The following is a 19247-nucleotide window of genomic DNA, read 5'->3' on the forward strand; positions in this document are numbered from 1 at the left end:
ATCATTTTTTATAAATGATGGCTAAATTATTAAAATCAAATGGAATTACCCATTCATGCTAATCAAAAACTCTTCATTAGACTTAGTACCACGCATTTGCGCTAATAAAAACTCCATTGCCTCATTAGAATTCATATCCGCCAAGTGATTGCGTAATATCCAAAGACGACGAATCGATTCTTTATCCATTAATAAATCATCACGACGCGTACTTGAAGCTGTTAAATCGATAGCAGGGAAAATACGTTTGTTCGCCAATTTACGATCCAACTGTAACTCCATGTTACCAGTACCTTTAAACTCTTCAAAAATAACCTCATCCATTTTAGAACCAGTCTCTGTAAGAGCTGTTGCTAAAATAGTTAAAGAACCTCCGTGCTCGATATTACGAGCAGCACCGAAGAAACGTTTTGGTTTATGTAAAGCATTTGCATCCACACCACCTGATAATATTTTACCAGATGCAGGGGCAACTGTATTATAAGCACGAGCCAAACGTGTAATTGAATCTAGCAAGATCACGACATCATGACCACACTCGACCATACGTTTTGCTTTCTCTAAAACAATATTTGCGATTTTTACATGACGCTCTGCAGGTTCATCAAAAGTAGATGAAACCACTTCAGCACGTACACTTCTTGCCATATCTGTCACCTCCTCAGGTCTCTCATCGATTAATAAGATAATCAAATAAACTTCAGGATGGTTTTTAGCGATCGCATTTGCAACCTCTTTCAACAAATTGGTTTTACCTGTTTTAGGTTGAGCTACAATAAGACCACGTTGTCCTTTACCAATAGGAGTGAACAAATCCATGATACGAGTCGAATAGTTGCTTGTACCCAAATCCAAATTCAAACGTTCATTAGGGAATAATGGCGTTAAGAAATCAAAAGGAACTCGGTCACGAATTTCAGCAGGATTTTGACCATTGATCGCTTCTACACGTACCAATGGAAAATATTTCTCACCTTCTTTTGGAGGTCTAATGCTACCTCTGACTGTATCACCAGTTTTCAAACCAAATAATTTGATTTGCGACTGAGAAACGTAAATATCATCTGGAGATGTTAGATAATTATAGTCAGAAGAACGTAAAAAACCATATCCATCAGGCATAATTTCCAACACACCTTCATTGACAATAACATTGTCAAAATCTGCATTTGATGAAGCTGTTTCTACTTTTGGAGGTGCTGACTTAATTGCGGGAGCTGCTTTTATATTTTCTTCAGATTCTGAGATTGCTACTTCGCTAGCTGAATCTGTTTCTTCATTTTCTTTTTTACGGATAGTAACCGGCTCAGACGCTTTTGCGGTTCTTATTCTTTTTCGAGGTCTCTCCGTTGACTCATCATGATTTTCTTCCTTTTTTTCAGAAGTATTTTCGGACTCATCACCAGTGCTGATTATTTTTTCAATTAACTCTTGCTTTCTAAGCTTATCAGCGTCACCGATACCTATTAATTTTGCAATTTCGCGTAATTCAGACACGAGTTTTGCATTTAATTCATTAATATCCATTAAATTTTTATTATGATATATTAGGATTTTATTTTAAAATGAAATTTATTACACTCCATTAATCATTTTGATTAACAAACAAAGGGATTTAAGAACTAAGTGATTTCTTCTATACCTGAAGCGGAATAAATTATGAGAACCTGCACAAAGAAAAAAAACAAATCTGACAATTCAAAATTATTTGTAAAAAAAAACATACTTATAACAAATCATATCTTGTTAAAACGTTTTACTAAAAAATCAAACGTAGTTATTAACAACAATATTATATTTAAATATGATATATTTTTTTGTAAGTTAGCGGTGCAAAAAAAACAAAGCAAACGATTTAGATGGAAAATAAACTCATTAAAACAAATTATCCCGCCTTATATACATTAATAATTGTATTTTTCTTTTGGGGTTTTATTGCAGCAGGAAATAGCGTATTTATTCCCTTTTGTAAAAACTACTTTCACTTAGACCAATTTCAGTCACAATTGATTGATTTTGCATTTTACACCGCTTATTATCTTGGTGCATTATTACTTTTTATTTTCAGCACATTTTCAGGAAAAGATTTAGTTGGTAAGTGGGGCTATAAAAAAAGTATTGTCTATGGTCTATTATTCTCAGCATTAGGTGCCGGAGCAATGATCGTGGCAGTAGAAGTAAATGTATACATCGGTATGTTACTTGGACTTTTCACTGTTGCCTTAGGTTTTTCATTACAACAGACCGCTGCAAATCCATTTGCAGTTTTATTAGGAGATCCCAAAACTGGAGCTTCACGTGTCAATTTAGGCGGTGGTATCAATTCTTTCGGAACAACAATAGGACCCTTAGTTATCGGTTTTGCGTTATTCGGAACATTTGAGAAAATATCCGATTCCGAAATAGCTAATTTACCTTTAGACAAAGTCGTTTTCCTATATATAGGTGTTGGTTTATTGTTTCTACTAGCAGCAAGTTTGTTTTACTTCAGTAAAAAGGTGCCTGCAGGAATAAGCAATGAACCCATGGAAAAAGCTAATAAAGCCCTTAATACTTTGGTTATCATGACCATCTTGCTTTTTGCCATGTTCGCTCCTGTATTTTTAAGTTACAAAAGTGAAGTAGCAATTCAGGTAGATCAATTACAGGCACAATTAAAATCTTTAGTTGATCCAGCAAGTATAGAGCAATTAAAAATTCAGATTAAAGAGATTGCTCACCCACTTGAAATACAACGTATGCTGTGGTTAGCAGGTGCACTGATTGTTGTTGTTGGTGGATTGATTTTTGCAAATGTAAAAGCGCAGAAAAACCCAGAAGGATGGGGAGCTATGAGATACCCTCAACTTGTATTGGGTATGATTGCCCTATTTTTATACGTTGGAGTTGAAGTAGCCATAGGAAGTAACTTAGGTGAACTACTTACATTAAAAGAATTTGGAAGCCTACAATCATCGCAAATTACGCCTTACGTTTCGATGTATTGGGGTAGTATGATGATTGGTCGTTGGGCTGGAGCGATTACAGCGTTTAACCTAACTAAAACAACTAAAAACATATTACTTATCATTGTTCCACTTGTCGCATTTTCTATTATTATAGGCGTTAATGCAATGGCGGGCTTTGAAATGTCACACCTATACTATTATGTTGTTTGTATACTTATACAAATCGGAGCATTTTACCTAAGTAAAGAAAAACCTGCTAGAACATTAATCGTTTTCGGTCTATTCGGAATTATCGCTATGACTGTTGGTTTATTATCTTCAGGTACAGTAGCTATTTACTCTTTCTTAGCAGGAGGATTAGCTTGTTCTATCATGTGGTCATCAATCTTCAGCCTTTCAATCGTAGGACTTGGAAAATATACAGCACAAGGATCAGCATTCTTAGTCATGATGATCTTAGGTGGTGGTGTTATTCCCCCTATCCAAGGAAAATTAGCTGATATCATAGGTATCCACAACTCTTACCTACTTCCATTGTTAGGTTTTGCCTACATTGTATTCTTTGCAATAGCAGTAAAATCAGTACTCAAAAAACAAGGAATTAATATTGATGATGTCGAAGCAGAGGGATCACATTAAGCTTATTGATAAAGCTAACTAATTGTAAAAAATACACTATTAAATCAATTTAATAGCATCTTAAAAAAAAGGCCTTAAATACAATTTTAAGGCCTTTTTTTTCAAATTGCTGTAAAGTAGATGAAATAATTTTTCATTTTAGTGCTTTGATCATACATAAATTATAAATAAAAAAATGTATTTTCGAAAATCGGATTCAAATGATCCAATTTTAAAACGAAAAAACTCAATTAAAACTACTCAATAATGATTATTATTGCTGACGGCGGGTCAACGAAAACAAACTGGTGTTTGTTGGATGATTCAAACAAAAAAATTTACTTCAATACAGAAGGGTATAACCCATATTTTGTAGATAGCGAATACATCGTTAACTCTTTAAGAAAAGGCTTACCAAATGATTTACCTTTTGATGAAATTAAAGAGGTTAACTATTACGGTGCAGGCGTTCATAATAAAGAAAAAGCAGAAATCGTTATTAAAGCCATCCAAGAAGTTTTCCAACAAGCTCAAGTTGAGGTTGGTCACGATTTATTAGCTGCCGCAAGAGCTTTATTAGGTACTGAATCAGGTTTTGCAGCCATTCTAGGAACGGGTACCAATTCTTGTATTTATGATGGAAATGACATTACCTATAACATCGACTCATGTGCTTACATCTTAGGTGATGAAGGTAGCGGAAGTTATATCGGTAAAAAATTATTAACAGATTACATCCGTGATTTAATGCCTCAAGATGTTCGTAAAGTATTTTACGACACCTACAAGATCACTCCAGATGAAATCATGGATACCGTTTACACAAAGCCATTAGCGAACCGTTTCTGCGCAAGTTTCAGCAAATTTGTTTACGACAACAATGTGAATATTGAATATACACGTGCTATTGTAGATGATGCTTTCGAAGCATTTTTCAAAAACTTAGTTAGTAAATATCCAAACTACCAAGAATATACATTCAACTGTATCGGTTCTGTAGGCTATAATTTCCGTAATGTTTTGGAGGAAAAAGCAGTACAGTACGGCATGAAAGTTGGCAAAATATTACGTTCCCCTATCGATGATTTAGTTCAATTCCACATCAATAGAGCGTCAAAATAGTTTCAAGATATTTTAGTATTAAAAATATAAAGGGTGTAGATCGTATCTTCACCCTTTATATTTTTAATAATTTCATAACAAAGCATTTATATACAGATCATAATAAAATGCGTCTTTTGAAAAACGGAAGTTATGAAAAGAAATCTCGATATCGTAGTATTATCAGACATTCATCTCGGAACACATGGAAGTCACGCAAAAGAGTTACTCTATTATTTAGAGTCGATCGCACCAAAAATGCTGATTTTAAATGGCGATATAATCGATATTTGGCAATTCAAAAAAAGCTATTTCCCATCCGAGCATTTACATGTTATCAAAAAAATAATCGATCTCAGCGCCAATGGCACCGAAGTGCATTACATCACCGGTAATCATGATGAAATGCTCCGAAAATTTGCAGATTTAAAACTTGGCAATATCAAATTAACCAACAAGCTCTTATTATCCCTTAACAATAAGAAAGCATGGATATTCCATGGTGACGTATTTGATGCCTCCATCCATCATTCAAAATGGTTAGCAAAATTAGGCGGTTGGGGATACGATAAACTGATCCAATTAAACCATATGATCAATTGGATCTTGCTTAAAATGGGGCGTGAGAAATATTCATTATCAAAAAAAATAAAGAACAGTGTTAAAAAAGCTGTCAAATATATTTCTGATTTTGAAGAAACAGCCACTGAACTAGCTATTGAAAAAAATTACGACTATGTGATCTGTGGACACATCCATCAACCACAAATCAAAGAAGTCATTACCCGGAAAGGAACAGTGACTTACATGAACTCAGGTGATTGGGTTGAAAACTTAAGCAGTTTAGAATATCATAACGGCGAATGGCGATTATTTCATTACGAAGATTATAAAGAATCCATTCTCAAAAACAAGCTGACAGAAACACCACTATTCACCTTAGAAGATCTAAAAAATCTGGTAACGATATAACAAATAAGGGGGATTTGCATCCCCCTTATTTGTTATAATTCGATTGATTCACCAATTGCTGGTAAGTATAATGTCTTACCATAATTTGCGAATTTTTCAGAAGCAATAACTTTATCAATGGTAATAGGAGGAAATGTATCGTAATGCACACCCACTATTTTATCACAATTAATAAATTCTGCCGCCTTTACCGCATCATCAACATCCATGGTATAATGTCCACCGATAGGTAAAAATGCCCAATCCAATTCAAGATCTGCCAAAAGCTTCATTTCCATTGTAAGCGCTGTATCTCCTGCAAAATAAATTTTCTTGTTACCATAATGCAGAATGAAACCAACAGGAAATCCACCATATTGTCCGTCAGGAGTGCTATTTGTATGCATAGCATACACCATCTTCACAGTCCCAAAAGAAGTCACAATAGTACCTCCTAAATTGAACTCAATTACTTTTTCATCCGGAACTCCTTGTTTCCTAACCCATGCTGCAGTCTCTACAATAGCTGCAACAGTTGCTTGGCTATTTTTTTGAATCTGTGCCATATCTGCCACGTGATCCTGATGACCGTGACTTAAAAAAATATATTCTGGTAATAGAGCATTAACGTCTACACCCTTTGCCAAGGGATTATAAGTGATAAAAGGATCCATTAATACCTCGTGTCCATCAAAATTGAACATAACACAAGATTGTCCGTAATATGTCGCTTTCATAAAACTATTGATTAAATAGGCCTCCTAAACCACCAAGCATATCCTGACTAGCAGCAGACATCTCAGATTGACTCACATTTTCAGCTTGGGTCATCGCTTTATTTAAAGCCACAACAAGCAATTCTTCCAGTTCCTCTTTATCCGCATTACTCAAGAAGATCGGATCAATTGTAATTTCTTTAATTTCTTTATTGGCAGTTGCAACTACTTTTATCAATCCACCTTCAGCTTCTCCAAAAACAGAAATATTATCTAATCTTTGTTTAATTTCTTGTGCTTTTTGTTGCGCTTGGAATAATTTATCAAACATAATATATGATCTAAATGAACAATTCTAAATATAATGCAATTTACACATTTGAATTCAAATCATAGATGACAAAATAACCTTTCAATTTAATTCGCAAATCAAATCATCATTTGTAAATTTGCATCATGCAAAGCAATCAAGAAATTTTAGTTGAAGCTATTCTGAATCAATATGAAGTAGACAAAACGCAGTTGCCAACGGATATTTTAGAGCAAATCTATACCTTATCCAGTAATTTGGTCACGAGTCATGATATTATAAATTATACAGAGTCTATTGGAAGACTATTAAATAAGGATGAAAAAACCGCAGAGCTTTTAGAAATTTTGGATGATGAAGTTCATATCATCATTCATAAATTGAAATTTATTGCAGCAAGCGATCGCCCCAAAGTAATTCTTTTAGATGGCCTCAACCCTGCCGTAATCAATACCAGTGACTATTTACAAGAGTGTATTAAAATAGCAGGTGGTATCCCTACTTACACCATTTCGGAAGCAGATAAAGTTATTATTATCAATTCAGAAGAATTAACAATAGCACAAATTCCCGCACTATTATCTGACACAAACTGGTCTGATAGTAATGCCGTTAAGCTAAATCAAGTTTTTTTAATCAATAAGGAGGAATTTGGAAAAACTCCGGGAGCTGACTACTGCTTAGAATTAGAAACATTAGCGGAAATACTGCAGCCCAAATATTTTTTTTACGGCTTAGAGGGAAATACCTGGATACAGTTTCAATTACAATAAAAAAAGCTGACTTGAAGTCAGCTTTTTTTTATGCAAATCTTTTACGAATCAATAAATACAGCTTTTCAACCGATTGTGGTTTTTCAACCCATCTATTTTTAACCGCATAATTCGTTTGCAGAAAAGCATCCGCTTCCGCATAATCGTTACATCTGTTCAATAATTCAACAGCTTCACTGTAAGCTAAACTATACCCATTAAAGAGATCCTTAATAAACAGCAGCTTATCATTCAAATTAATGATCGATTTGATATCTTTAACCTGCCCCGAATTTCCTGAAGCATTGTTCATCTCATAAACCCGGTTTTGTACACCAGCTTTTTTCTGTTGTGAAATAATTTCATTTAACGTTAACGGTCTTGAAGGAGTCTCTTGCTCCACATCTGGACGAATCTCTTCTTCAATCAAGATTTGTTTTGATTCTTCAATAACTTCATTAACAACTAGCTTCTCTTGCTCCACCGGATTAACAGCTACCTGTTGAGGCTTTGCCTCCTCTTTTTCATATGTTGGTATTACACGATCTCGTGGTTTATCCCCTTGAGTAGTAGCAGACACAGGCTCAGGGATACTGTTGTCAACAGTCACTTTCTCTACTTCAGGAATGACCTCCTCTTGAGTAAATTCTTCTTTATCAGGCTCTTCTTTCAAATTTAAATCTTCGACAGGGGCAACTTCTTTCTGTGGTGTATTCAAACTGATATCAGCTGTTTCATCTACCACCTCCGTTACCACATTAGGTTGTTCTTCTTTCTTTTCAGGAACACTTTGAAACAAATTGGAAGGAGGTGTAAAGTAGTTATTAAAAGAAACTTTCTCCTCTTCTATCCGGTCATGCACTACTTTTGGAGCCGCAGGTTCATCAACTCTTTCAATTTTCTGAGCTATACCCAACAAATTCTGTGCTTTTAAAACACCAATCTGAGCGGCAATATATTGTGCGGTAGCTTCAAAAAGAGCTAAATCAGTTTTCTTATCTTCAAAGCCATCCTTTGAAAGCGCAAGATATTGCGCTTCCAACTCCTGCAATAAATCTCCTATTTTATCAAATAAATTTTGTTTCGTAACCATAAATTAATACATTTCATTGTTCGTAATTCCAGTAAAACACTAAATTTTACAAAAGGAATAAAACTTCATTTTCAACTTACTGATTTATACTTTATTGTTAAGTATTGTAGCTTTTATAGACTCAAATTTAATATTAAATTCTGATATTAGCAGGACTTAAGTAGTATTATTTTATTTAAAAAATCAGATTTAATACTGATTGAAAGTAATATTCAATTTATTGATTTTAATTCATTTAAATGCTTTTTTCTGAACATAATTTCACACAAAGGGGCCCAGCATACGGAAGTATCGAAGTGATATGCGGTTCGATGTTTTCCGGTAAGACCGAAGAACTCATCCGTAGACTAAAACGGGCACAATATGCTAAACTCCATGTCGAAATTTTCAAACCGGCAGTAGACAAAAGATATGATGATCGTTTAGTTGTTTCGCACGACAGCAACAGTATACCATCTACCCCTGTTGAACACTCCTCTTCTATTTTATTGCTGAGCAATGATACGCAGGTTGTCGGTATAGATGAAGCGCAATTTTTTGATGAAGGTTTGACAGAGGTATGTGTCAATTTGGCAAATAAAGGAATTCGTGTCATAGTTGCAGGTCTAGATATGGATTTTAAAGCACAACCTTTCGGTCCTATACCCCATATAATGGCAATTGCCGAACATGTAACAAAAGTACATGCCGTATGCATGCAATGCGGAGCGCCTGCAAATTACTCTTTCAGGACTTCTACAGATACAAAAACAGTCCTTTTGGGTGAAAAAGAAGCTTACGAAGCAAGATGCAGGAGATGTTACTATAATTTAACAAATTATTAACATTTACTTAATATATGATGGCATATTTTGGCATTACCTTTGTATAACTATAATAACAAGATAATAACAGCTAGTAATAGCTACAAAATACTTTTCATAATTTAGGTTTATAATTGGTTAGTTAAAGTCCACCCTCCCAAGGTGGACTTTCTTTTTTACAATCTAATTTCACAAAAAAAAACCAAGAAGATTTACTTCCTGGTTTCTCAATTTCTATTTCTTCACCCAATTGACAATTTCATCTGCAAGTGGATTAACTGCCGAACGATAGCGATGAACCAGCTTTCCGTTCTCATCGATTAGAAACTTTTCAAAGTTCCACTTGATATCACCTTTGAAATCCGGATTATCTTGCGAAGTCAGGTATTTAAATAAAGGATCAATCTGATCACCTTTTACTTCAACCTTCTCTGCCATTAAAAACTCTACACCATAGTTTTGTTCGCAAAATTCCTGAATATCTCCATTCGTACCAGGTTCTTGATTCCCAAAATTGTTCGCCGGAAACCCAATGATCACCAAATCATTTCCATACTCCGAATACAATGCTTGCAGATCTTTATACTGTTTAGTAAAGCCACATTTTGAGGCTGTATTGACTATTAAAATTTTCTTCCCTTTAAAAGACGACATTTTAACATCTTTACCATCGAGACTTTTAAAACTATAATCGTAAATGCTAGGATTTCCAAATATCATGGAAAAACAAGCAATAATCGTTGATAAAATCATCATGTTATTTTAAAAATTAATAAGTGAACTTTTTTCTCTTTCTATCACAAAATCAAACAATTCATTGATCGGTGATTTCAATATTTTTCCAATTTTAATATTATATCCATTACAGACATCACGTAATATCAGATCCAGATAATAAGCAATTGATCCCACAAAGTGACACTCGTAATCCTGATAATTCTGATAAGTTAATACACAAGTCTGTACATATTCCTCGAAACCTGAACGAATAATTTCATCTATAAACGGATGCGTAATATTCGCAGATAAAAATGGTGCAAATGAAGCCAAATAAGCATTCGGTCTCTCCTTTTGGTACACATTCTTAATAACGATCTCCTTTGTTATGCGATAATTCTCTGCGAAATTCTCTGACAGATCCTTAGGCAATCGACCATAAAGAAACAATGTAATTAACTTTTTGCCAAACCAGGCACCCGATCCCTCATCTCCCAGCACATATCCATTTCCATGGTTAGAGGGTTGCACCTCCTGTCCATCAAAAAAACTAATATCAGAGCCAGTACCCAATGTGGCAATATACCCTTTATTAGTACCACAAGTCGCTAAAGCACTACCTACAAGATCGTTCTCTACCGAAATAAAAGCATTTTCAAACAAAGGAGTCAGCGCATTGGAAACCATTTCCCTACGATCTGGAGATATACAACCTGCGCCATAGAAATAAAGTTCCGTTATTTCATTCGCATAAGGTATTATCTCAGGTATTTCTTTAATTACTCGGGTTATTTCTTTATCGTTTACAAAAAAAGGATTAAGCCCATTTGTCGAAAAAGACAAAGGTGGACTATCTGGAAGTTCTAATTTCCAGTCTGACTTAGAAGAACCGCTATCAACGACTAAAATCATAAATTATAAGATTATGCTACATCGAGCGTATCAAATATACAAAATTTTCAAGTTTAAATTAACCAAAGATGTAGCCATAAAATAAAATGGCCTACCATTACAAAACATTACGTCAAATAATTTTGTATAACCCTCATAACCTTGTACTTTTGCATACCACAAATAAATTTTGAACTGGTATAGCTATCAGTTATTTAACGCTTTAAAATGATTGAAAAAAGTAATTATACGTCAAAAATACATTTTGATGTTTCCTTTAGTGAGCCTCAAGCACATTACGCAGCCGTAAAAATGTCCATCAAAGAAATTCAGTCTGATTTTATTGATGTTAAAATGCCCGTTTGGTCCCCAGGATCCTACCTAGTACGTGAATATTCTAAACAAGTAGAACGATTCTCTGTTGAAGATCAAGTAGCATATGAAAAAATAAGCAAAAATACTTGGCGTATATTTACCAAAAATAAAAGCTCAATTGTTATCAACTACCATATCTATGGTTTTGAAACATCCGTACGTACTAATTTTATCAATGACGAGCATGCCTTTATAGTACCGACTGCAACCTTTTTACATATAGACAGCAACATTGACAGCCCAGTAACTGTTACCATCAGACCCGCTGAAAACTGGAGCAGTATTTCAACAGGTCTTGAACAAATCGATACGCATACTTTTTATGCACCCGATTTTGATATTCTTTACGATTCACCCTTTGAAGTCGGTAATCAAGATATTTGGACCATTCAAGCTTCCAACGTAGAGCATGAATTTGCCATGGTAGGTGGTGGTACTTATGACAAAGAACGATTAAGTGCCGATGTCAAAAAAATAGTCGAAGAAGAAACCCGCATCTGGGGTTCTAACCCCAATAAAAGATACGTCTTCATTACCCATAACTACCAATCCGGAGGCGGAGGATTAGAACATCTCAATTCGACCGTACTGGGAGCATCAAGGACAGCATATAGTAACGAAGGATCGTACAAGACATACCTCAGCCTAATTGCCCATGAGTATTTCCATTTATGGAATGTTAAACGACTTCGTCCCAAAGCATTGGGACCATTTAACTATGATCAGGAAAATTACACCACGGGGCTGTGGATTATGGAGGGCTTTACCTCATACTACGATAACCTGATCATCAAAAGATGTGGTTTCTTCTCAGAACTAGAATATCTGAATCTACTAGCAAATGATTTCACAACAGTACTGAATCGTCCTGGACATCACATACAATCAGCCGCAGAAGCAAGCTTTGATGCCTGGATCAAATATTATAGACAAGATGAAAACTCACCTAATTCAAGTATATCCTATTATAATAAAGGAGCTATGCTCACGGTGTTGCTGGATTTAAAAATTATAGCAGCTTCAAAAGGAACAAAAAAATTAGATCATGTATTAAAAGAAGCATATAACCATTTCTATTTAGATCAGAACAGGGGTTTTGAAGAAGATGAATTTCAGCGACTCGTAGAAGAATTTACAGGTACATCCGTTTCCGATATCTTCAAAGCTGCACACGAAAATGGTGAACTTGACTATAATGCATATTTCAAGCTAGTAGGTTATGAGATCATAGACATTAATGCCGAAAGCAAAACTTTAGGAATTGGAATAAGTCATCAAAAAAATGATGGGATCCAAACCGTTACTGCAGTAGAACGAGGTTCAGGAGCTTGGGATGGAGGATTAAATGTCCGTGATGAATTAATAGCCATCAATGGCATCAGACTCGACCTCAAAGATAAAGAATACGACTATTTTATGCAGCATAGCAATGAAGGAGATATATTAGATATTTTAATAGCAAGAGATGGTATTATAAAAGAACTGAAAATTGAGATACGGGCGGCCAATAAAAAATTATTCCGTATACAACCCCTCAAAGAACAATCGGAAGAGCAAAAACAATTAGCAGAATTCTGGTTATCATAAAAATGCAAAAAGGTCACTCGATTTATCAAGTGACCTTTTTTGTTTTATTAGAGGATATCTAAAATTTATATCGAAATGAAAAACCGATTGGATCTATAAGCTTAATAGTACTCGATTGCAAGAAATCAAAATAAGGTTTAACATCCAAAGAAACCTGGAAAGGAGTTTCAGGAATATTATATTCAATCCCTATAATTCCATCAATACTAAGCGCCAGCTCCGAATCATATTCAACACGTTTTCCATCAATCGTTTTGTCTTTTTCCTTATAAGACCCCAGGCCACCACCAAATCCATAATACCAATTAAAACCACCTGATATAGGCCTATAATATTCGTACAATCCAACGACTCTAAAACGTCTATAATTTGAGTTGCTCTGAATACTCAAAAGCCCTTCGAAAGCTCGGTCATTTGAAAGTGTATGTCTATAGGTAATTCCCTGAGCAGAACCAAAACGAGCCCCAATTGCCCCTTTTGAATCTAATTGCGCGGAAGCTTCGTTCGATACGCCCAATAAGCCAACTGTCACTCCAAAGATCCAAGATAATTTTTTCATATTTAACGTGCCTATTTGTTTTTCAATTTATTCGTTCAAAGTTAATATCAATAATTAAACGACGCAAATACTAAATTGTTATTAACAATTTTAAATATAAAAAATGTACATCAAAACATTTTTCATATATTAGATTGTATTTGAATACTTAGTAATAAACCAATTAAGCAAATATTTTAAATATTTCATTATGGCACAACAAAGTAGAATTTTTGACCTCATCACAAATTATAAATCCGAGTTCTCCGATAAAACGATTATTGCTGGACGCGATAAAAATGGTCGTTGGAAAACCTACTTGACCAGTGAATTCATTGATAAAATAAATAGTCTCAGCAGAGCGCTACTAAGTATCGGCTTAATAAAAGGAGATCGAGTTGCCCTGATGTCCGGAAACCGCCCTGAATGGAGTATCATTGATTTTGCCTGTAATCAATTGGGTATTGCACTTGTACCGCTGTATCCTACATTAGCTCCACAGGACCTATCCTATATTGTCAATGATGCAGAAGCTAAATTGATATTCGTCAGTAATGCCGAGCTTGCTGCACGTGTTGACACAGCATTAAAAGATCATCAATTAACAATTCCGCTCTATACTTTTGAGAAGACTGATCATCATAAAGATCTAGAATCCTTATATCAAATTGGTGACACATTGGATACAGATCTAAAGCCTTACAATGACGCTATACAGGAAGATGATCTACTCACGTTAATCTACACATCAGGTACCACCGGTAAACCGAAAGGAGTATACTTATCCCATAAAAATATTTTAAGTAATGTACTCGCCTGCTACCATCTCATAAGACCCGATTTTAAAAAAGCGATCAGCTTTTTACCCTTATGTCATATTTTTGAACGGATGGTTGTATACATGTATTATTCAAAAGGTATAGAGATCTATTTTTGTGAAACACTGGACAATGTTGTTGTGGATATCAACGAAGTTAAACCGGATCTTTTTACCACTGTACCGCGGGTACTCGAAAAAGTATATGATAAAATCGTTGCGAAAGGAAAAGACTTAACTGGAATCAAGAAATCACTGTTCATGTGGGCATTAAACCTTGGCCTTCGTTACCAAGAGCCAACAAAAAACAGCGCTTGGTACAATTTTCAATTAGCCATTGCTCGAAAATTAATCTTTTCAAAATGGAAAGAAGCCCTTGGTGGTAATATAAAAATTATTGTTTCTGGTGGTGCAGCTCTTCAGGAAAGATTAGCGCGTGTATTCTGGGCTTCTGATATGAAAGTATTAGAAGGGTATGGTCTAACCGAAACATCTCCAGTTATAGCAGTCAACACATTTTTTGACACGGGTATCAAATTCGGAACAGTTGGTCGGCCTCTGAAAAATTTAGAAGTAAAAATAGCTCAAGATGGAGAGATCTTAGTAAAAGGACCAAGTGTCACCTCTGGCTATTACAAAAATGATGAAGCAACAAAAGAATCATTTGATGAAAACGGATTCTTCAAAACAGGCGATATTGGCGAAATATCGACTGATGGATTTCTGAAAATTACAGACCGCAAAAAAGAAATGTTCAAAACAGCAGGTGGCAAGTACATCGCACCACAGCCTATTGAAACAAAACTAATGGAATCTACCCTCATTGCACAAATTATGGTCGTGGGAGAAAATAGAAAATTTCCATCAGCTTTAATCGTTCCCGCTTTTGAAGAAATCGAAAAATGGATGAAACATAAAGGCATTCCTGTAGGTTCCAAAGAAGAGATCGTTACAAATCAAAAAGTAATCGAAAAATATAATCAAGAAATCGACAGGTTATCTACAGAATTCGGTCACTGGGAAAAAGTCAAAAAAATTATCTTACTTCCTAAAGAATGGACCATCAACGATGGTCAGTTAACACCAAAATTAAGCTTAAAAAGAAAAGTCATTCTCAAAGAGTTTGATGAGAAAATTGAGAAGCTCTATCAGGAAAATTAGAAAAAATACCCTCTATCTAAAAAATAGAGGGTATTTTTGAAATAAAATTTGTTTATCCGCCATCATATTATGAAAGAAGTATACTTTAAAGATTTATTGACCCCTACCTACTGGAAACAAGTTTTAAGATTAGTTTATGATGCCTTTAATGGCTTTATGGACGACAACTGCATGAAAAAAAGTGCATCATTAGCCTACTACACGGTGTTTTCTATTGGTCCATTATTGATGATCGTGATCTGGTGTATCGGTTTCTTTTATGGACAGCATTTGAGTAAAGAAACTACTGGACAGAAGGAAGTTTTTGATGAGCTAATGGTCTTATTCGGAGCAGATGTTACAAAACAAATTCAATCCTTTATCGAAAAAATAAACTTTGAAAATAAATCTAATTTAGGAATTACTATTGGTATTGTAACCCTTATTATTAGTGCTACAACGATATTTGTCGACATTCAGGATTCTATTAATCAAATCTGGAAAGTGAAACCCAAACCAAAAAAAGGCTGGTTAAAATTAATCATTAACAGGCTCATCTCCTTCTCGATTATTATTGCATTAGGTTTCCTTCTTATCGCTTCATTAATGATCAATGGCGTCATTGCAGCAGTTACAAATCTTGTGCTACAATATTTTCCTTTTATCCCGATTACATTAATTGACTGGATCAATACCAGTGTCACGTTTATCATTATCACGACGCTCTTTGGCTTCATATTTTCATTTTTGCCAGATGCAAAGGTGAAATTTAAAGATATACTTGGTGGAGCAATCTTCACAGCTTTATTATTCATGTTAGGTCGCTATTTTATATCACTATACTTGACTTTATCCTCTACAGCAAGTTTGTACGGCGCCGCAGGTTCAATCATCGTTATGTTATTGTGGATATACTACTCTGCAGCAATTTTATATTTTGGCGCTGAATTTACTAAGTTCTATGCTCAAAAATTAGGTGGCGGTATTGAACCTTCCTCATTCGCTGTTGTTATCGAACAGACAGAACGCATTAAAAAAGTTGGCGAAGAAGCCGATTCCAAAGAAGGAGAAATTCTTCATGTTCTAAAATAAAAAAAGGGTGCACTTTATAACAAAATGCACCCTTCTAAAATAATATTGATTACTTCCTTATGGAGTAACGTTATAACGAATCACTTTTCGACCCACATTACCTGTTTCATCCATACCTTCCACAATGACTTTATATTGTCCATTTCCATCAGCATTATAGAATTCTAAAGCAGCCTCACCCGTTTCAGTAACCTTAACTTTTGGATTCCAATAAATTGTTGTCCTCAAATCATTCATAGCTTTACTTTCTGGTGTTTCATATTTTGGCTCATAAAACTTTCTTTCTTTTATATAACCCAAAGGAAACAGATCAATCACATTTGATTTTGGTAATAATTTTTCAATTTCCGTCAATGACATTCTAGGTTTTTTCTCTACTTTCTTCGTATAGATAGACACAACCCCATTATTCTGGTACATTCTGGAAACAGTTCCGAGGTCATCCTTTAGGAAAATCTCAATTCCTTCAATATCCGGAACATTAATACTATTTAATCCTGGTTCATCGATTGCCATTCCATTTAAGAAAAATTGAACGGGCACCCGACTTCCACTATTATAAGATCGTGTAACATAGTATTTCTGCGTCTGCGAATCGTAAGTAATACCAGTCAACAATGTGTTCAGACACATCGTCAATACATTACATCCTGATAAACGCTCTGCATCAATACGATGTTCAGGCATCGACAATCCTGAAATGGAAGGAAAATCTCTGTTGGTGATCACCTTTTTCTGCACACCAGTAACCGCGACCTCATCCAAAAGAATAGATTTACGATATTCCTTTTTGCTATTTTCTAGATACGGAACCATTGCCCGATCAATATTCATGACAAAATTATTCTTATAAGCATTGTTTTTATCAATCTCCGGAAAATAAGTCTGATCCATATTAATCACCATACTGCGGTAATTATCATTTCCCCGGGCATTAACAGTAACTTTTGAAGAATCTGTAAATACAAGATCTTTAAATAGGAAACGCCCTTTATCATCTGTATAAGTATCTTTACGAATACTCTTAGAAGGAATAGATAAGAGTAAGCCCCCATTCGGCACAGTTCTACCCGTGTTCAGTCTTAACGTTCCACCAATCTCAATTCCCTGTTCAGGCATAAATGATAGTACAGGAAGTTTCTCAGCCACCAGGTCTTGATAATCAAATCGACGGAATCCTTGTGTCATTAATAAAGCATCCAATGCTTTATCGCGATTCACATTCTTTTCATCAAAATACGTATTTGGACTTTCAATATATCCCTTCAGATCAGAAGTCAACAAGAAATTACTGACAATTGATAAATCCTGATTATCATCATAAGGAACTTTAGATTCATCAATAACAGAAATGGAATAACTACCCGGGTATTTTTTACCATTATTAAGTACAGAAAGTTTCAGATTAACCTTTTCCTTCGCTTTAAACTGTTCCTTATTGACCGCTAAATTGATATCCAGTAGTTTCTCACTTTTAACAAAAGTAAGACGTTCACTGATCACCTTACCTGCGGAAGTCATCAAAGTTACTTGAGCAATACCATTAGGAAGACGTTCCTTCGGAATAGTAATCAATGCTGTTGCACTTTTCAAGTTCGCCTGTGCCGCATATACGAGATGACCGTTTGATTGTACCAGCACATAGAACGATTGATTTGGATTTTTAGCAAAATCTTCTTCACTCGTCACAATCGCCATATTCAGATTTGTTTCATCTTGTTTTACAAAAACAACATTCGCTTTATTCTGAACCACTTCCGGCAATTTAAACTTTCGTTCCTGACCATTAGCAAATGTAATCGAGGCTACATATTTTTCATTTGGGAGAGGTAAAAGACTAAAAAATCCCATACCTAAGCCTAAATCTGAAAATTCTGCGACTTGTTTTCCTTTACCGTCCAAGATACGGCCTTTAACAGCAATACCTTTTCCATCGGCAGAAACAGCCTTAAAAGCAACGTTTTTAGCGATTCCAGCTAATAGATCACCCCCTTCAGGAAAGAATTGAACATCGGCATCCCACAAGGCATTTTTTAAGGAAAATGTACTCTTTAGTGGCTTGTCGTTCTTATTCTCTTGAAGTGAGACTTCTAGATATGCCTTTTTCAGGATTTCTTTATCTTTAGCACTTAAATTGACAGTGACCTTACCCATATTATCCGTTTCACCTTTGCCATCAGCAATGGTTTCCCATCCAGAAATCATAGACCAATTCACTTTCGAATTAATCAATAGCTTACCAACAGCATCTCTAAATTGAATAACAGCCTGACTTTTAGCAGCATTCTGATCATTGTTAACAAATGTAATATCCGTGATTAGTTTTTTACTAATAGCATCTCCAATAGGAACCACTTTATTATAAAAATAATCCGATGAAAAGTTACCCATCCATTTCGTGTACGCTCGAAATCGATAATTGTCCTGAGCCAGGTACTGCGGATCTAAAACAAGATAACCATCTCCCACTCCCTTATCCAACGGAATCCTTAACGTTTGAATCAGCGAATCTCTGCTATTAAGAATCTCAACATATGTAACCTTACTCGGTTCATACTCCGCAAGATTGCGTGATAAGTAACTGTTAAACCACAACGTATCACCTATCGCATAATATGGTTTATCAAAGTGAAGATGCACTTTTTCAACAGGAAATACTTGAAATAACTTTTGTACTCTTTCGACTATTGTATTGATAGGTAGTGTAGCTTCGGTTGTCTGGGCAACGGCATGCTTTACTCCACAAACTCCCATCGTAAGCGTCAATAATTTTATATACTTCATCTAATACTATTGGT

16 protein-coding genes are annotated in these 19247 nt (G+C 35.0%); 8 read left to right on the top strand and 8 right to left on the bottom strand.

Features of this window, described 5'->3' with window-relative positions; genetic code table 11:
• Window positions 1-45 precede the first annotated feature (45 nt).
• Window positions 46-1527 carry a transcription termination factor Rho gene (gene rho / locus EDF66_RS18140; protein WP_021188684.1) on the bottom strand — a complete coding sequence of 494 codons (1482 nt, stop codon included), beginning with the start codon at window positions 1525-1527 and terminating at the stop codon, window positions 46-48.
• Between the two features lie 332 nt (window positions 1528-1859).
• On the opposite strand from rho, the gene EDF66_RS18145 reads away from it, so the two are divergent.
• From EDF66_RS18145 to EDF66_RS18155, 3 genes are all read left to right on the top strand, one after another.
• The gene (locus EDF66_RS18145) at window positions 1860-3587 is read left to right on the top strand and encodes an MFS transporter (RefSeq protein ID WP_132844089.1); all 1728 of its coding nucleotides are present in this window, start codon (window positions 1860-1862) and stop codon (window positions 3585-3587) included.
• Between the two features lie 246 nt (window positions 3588-3833).
• Window positions 3834-4688: an N-acetylglucosamine kinase gene (locus EDF66_RS18150; protein ID WP_021188685.1), complete on the top strand. Its 855-nt coding sequence runs from the start codon at window positions 3834-3836 to the stop codon at window positions 4686-4688.
• 132 nt (window positions 4689-4820) lie between these two features.
• Entirely contained in the window at window positions 4821-5639 is an 819-nt protein-coding gene (locus EDF66_RS18155) for a UDP-2,3-diacylglucosamine diphosphatase (protein WP_132844091.1), read from the top strand.
• A 32-nt stretch (window positions 5640-5671) separates the two neighbouring features.
• Here EDF66_RS18155 and EDF66_RS18160 read toward each other — a convergent pair whose 3' ends face one another.
• On the bottom strand, window positions 5672-6355 hold the full coding sequence (locus EDF66_RS18160) for a metal-dependent hydrolase (protein WP_132844092.1): 684 nt from the start codon (window positions 6353-6355) through the stop codon (window positions 5672-5674).
• 4 nt (window positions 6356-6359) lie between these two features.
• Window positions 6360-6665 carry a YbaB/EbfC family nucleoid-associated protein gene (locus tag EDF66_RS18165; protein ID WP_021188688.1) on the bottom strand — a complete coding sequence of 102 codons (306 nt, stop codon included), beginning with the start codon at window positions 6663-6665 and terminating at the stop codon, window positions 6360-6362.
• Window positions 6666-6790: 125 nt separating this feature from the next.
• Between EDF66_RS18165 and EDF66_RS18170 the strand changes: the two genes are divergently transcribed.
• Window positions 6791-7417, top strand: coding sequence for a hypothetical protein (locus EDF66_RS18170; RefSeq protein WP_132844094.1), 627 nt, complete (start codon window positions 6791-6793; stop codon window positions 7415-7417).
• Between the two features lie 28 nt (window positions 7418-7445).
• Here EDF66_RS18170 and EDF66_RS18175 read toward each other — a convergent pair whose 3' ends face one another.
• Complete coding sequence (locus EDF66_RS18175) at window positions 7446-8489, bottom strand: hypothetical protein (protein ID WP_132844096.1); 1044 nt, start codon at window positions 8487-8489, stop codon at window positions 7446-7448.
• Between the two features lie 239 nt (window positions 8490-8728).
• Here EDF66_RS18175 and EDF66_RS18180 point away from each other — a divergent pair, with 239 nt between their 5' ends.
• On the top strand, window positions 8729-9313 hold the full coding sequence (locus EDF66_RS18180; RefSeq protein ID WP_021188691.1) for a thymidine kinase: 585 nt from the start codon (window positions 8729-8731) through the stop codon (window positions 9311-9313).
• Between the two features lie 213 nt (window positions 9314-9526).
• Here EDF66_RS18180 and EDF66_RS18185 read toward each other — a convergent pair whose 3' ends face one another.
• Complete coding sequence (locus EDF66_RS18185) at window positions 9527-10045, bottom strand: glutathione peroxidase (protein WP_132772090.1); 519 nt, start codon at window positions 10043-10045, stop codon at window positions 9527-9529.
• A 9-nt stretch (window positions 10046-10054) separates the two neighbouring features.
• On the bottom strand, window positions 10055-10921 hold the full coding sequence (locus EDF66_RS18190; protein ID WP_132772058.1) for an N-acetylglucosamine kinase: 867 nt from the start codon (window positions 10919-10921) through the stop codon (window positions 10055-10057).
• Between the two features lie 207 nt (window positions 10922-11128).
• Between EDF66_RS18190 and EDF66_RS18195 the strand changes: the two genes are divergently transcribed.
• Entirely contained in the window at window positions 11129-12862 is a 1734-nt protein-coding gene (locus tag EDF66_RS18195) for a M61 family metallopeptidase (RefSeq protein ID WP_132844098.1), read from the top strand.
• 58 nt (window positions 12863-12920) lie between these two features.
• Here EDF66_RS18195 and EDF66_RS18200 read toward each other — a convergent pair whose 3' ends face one another.
• On the bottom strand, window positions 12921-13421 hold the full coding sequence (locus EDF66_RS18200; protein ID WP_132844099.1) for a hypothetical protein: 501 nt from the start codon (window positions 13419-13421) through the stop codon (window positions 12921-12923).
• Window positions 13422-13611: 190 nt separating this feature from the next.
• On the opposite strand from EDF66_RS18200, the gene EDF66_RS18205 reads away from it, so the two are divergent.
• Together EDF66_RS18205 and EDF66_RS18210 are read left to right on the top strand one after the other, a co-directional pair.
• Window positions 13612-15378 carry an AMP-dependent synthetase/ligase gene (locus tag EDF66_RS18205; protein ID WP_132844101.1) on the top strand — a complete coding sequence of 589 codons (1767 nt, stop codon included), beginning with the start codon at window positions 13612-13614 and terminating at the stop codon, window positions 15376-15378.
• A 69-nt stretch (window positions 15379-15447) separates the two neighbouring features.
• Window positions 15448-16449 (top strand): YihY/virulence factor BrkB family protein, encoded by a 1002-nt coding sequence (locus tag EDF66_RS18210; protein WP_021188696.1) that lies wholly within the window; start codon window positions 15448-15450, stop codon window positions 16447-16449.
• Between the two features lie 57 nt (window positions 16450-16506).
• On the opposite strand, the gene EDF66_RS18215 is transcribed toward EDF66_RS18210, so the two are convergent.
• Window positions 16507-19233 (bottom strand): carboxypeptidase regulatory-like domain-containing protein, encoded by a 2727-nt coding sequence (locus tag EDF66_RS18215; RefSeq protein WP_132844103.1) that lies wholly within the window; start codon window positions 19231-19233, stop codon window positions 16507-16509.
• Between the last annotated feature and the right edge of the window lie 14 nt (window positions 19234-19247).

It is taken from the genome of Sphingobacterium sp. JUb20 (assembly GCF_004342035.1).
Lineage (GTDB): Bacteria > Bacteroidota > Bacteroidia > Sphingobacteriales > Sphingobacteriaceae > Sphingobacterium > Sphingobacterium anhuiense.

Excerpts from the sequence above, each read along its gene's own strand:
- EDF66_RS18180 (WP_021188691.1), top strand. The coding sequence starts at position 8,729 with ATGCTTTTTTCTGAACATAATTTCACACAAAGGGGCCCAGCATACGGA.
- EDF66_RS18200 (WP_132844099.1), bottom strand. The coding sequence starts at position 13,421 with ATGAAAAAATTATCTTGGATCTTTGGAGTGACAGTTGGCTTATTGGGC.
- EDF66_RS18210 (WP_021188696.1), top strand. The coding sequence starts at position 15,448 with ATGAAAGAAGTATACTTTAAAGATTTATTGACCCCTACCTACTGGAAA.
- EDF66_RS18205 (WP_132844101.1), top strand. The coding sequence starts at position 13,612 with ATGGCACAACAAAGTAGAATTTTTGACCTCATCACAAATTATAAATCC.
- EDF66_RS18215 (WP_132844103.1), bottom strand. The coding sequence starts at position 19,233 with ATGAAGTATATAAAATTATTGACGCTTACGATGGGAGTTTGTGGAGTA.
- EDF66_RS18165 (WP_021188688.1), bottom strand. The coding sequence starts at position 6,665 with ATGTTTGATAAATTATTCCAAGCGCAACAAAAAGCACAAGAAATTAAA.
- EDF66_RS18145 (WP_132844089.1), top strand. The coding sequence starts at position 1,860 with ATGGAAAATAAACTCATTAAAACAAATTATCCCGCCTTATATACATTA.
- EDF66_RS18155 (WP_132844091.1), top strand. The coding sequence starts at position 4,821 with ATGAAAAGAAATCTCGATATCGTAGTATTATCAGACATTCATCTCGGA.
- EDF66_RS18195 (WP_132844098.1), top strand. The coding sequence starts at position 11,129 with ATGATTGAAAAAAGTAATTATACGTCAAAAATACATTTTGATGTTTCC.
- EDF66_RS18170 (WP_132844094.1), top strand. The coding sequence starts at position 6,791 with ATGCAAAGCAATCAAGAAATTTTAGTTGAAGCTATTCTGAATCAATAT.
- EDF66_RS18185 (WP_132772090.1), bottom strand. The coding sequence starts at position 10,045 with ATGATTTTATCAACGATTATTGCTTGTTTTTCCATGATATTTGGAAAT.
- rho (WP_021188684.1), bottom strand. The coding sequence starts at position 1,527 with ATGGATATTAATGAATTAAATGCAAAACTCGTGTCTGAATTACGCGAA.
- EDF66_RS18150 (WP_021188685.1), top strand. The coding sequence starts at position 3,834 with ATGATTATTATTGCTGACGGCGGGTCAACGAAAACAAACTGGTGTTTG.
- EDF66_RS18160 (WP_132844092.1), bottom strand. The coding sequence starts at position 6,355 with ATGAAAGCGACATATTACGGACAATCTTGTGTTATGTTCAATTTTGAT.
- EDF66_RS18175 (WP_132844096.1), bottom strand. The coding sequence starts at position 8,489 with ATGGTTACGAAACAAAATTTATTTGATAAAATAGGAGATTTATTGCAG.
- EDF66_RS18190 (WP_132772058.1), bottom strand. The coding sequence starts at position 10,921 with ATGATTTTAGTCGTTGATAGCGGTTCTTCTAAGTCAGACTGGAAATTA.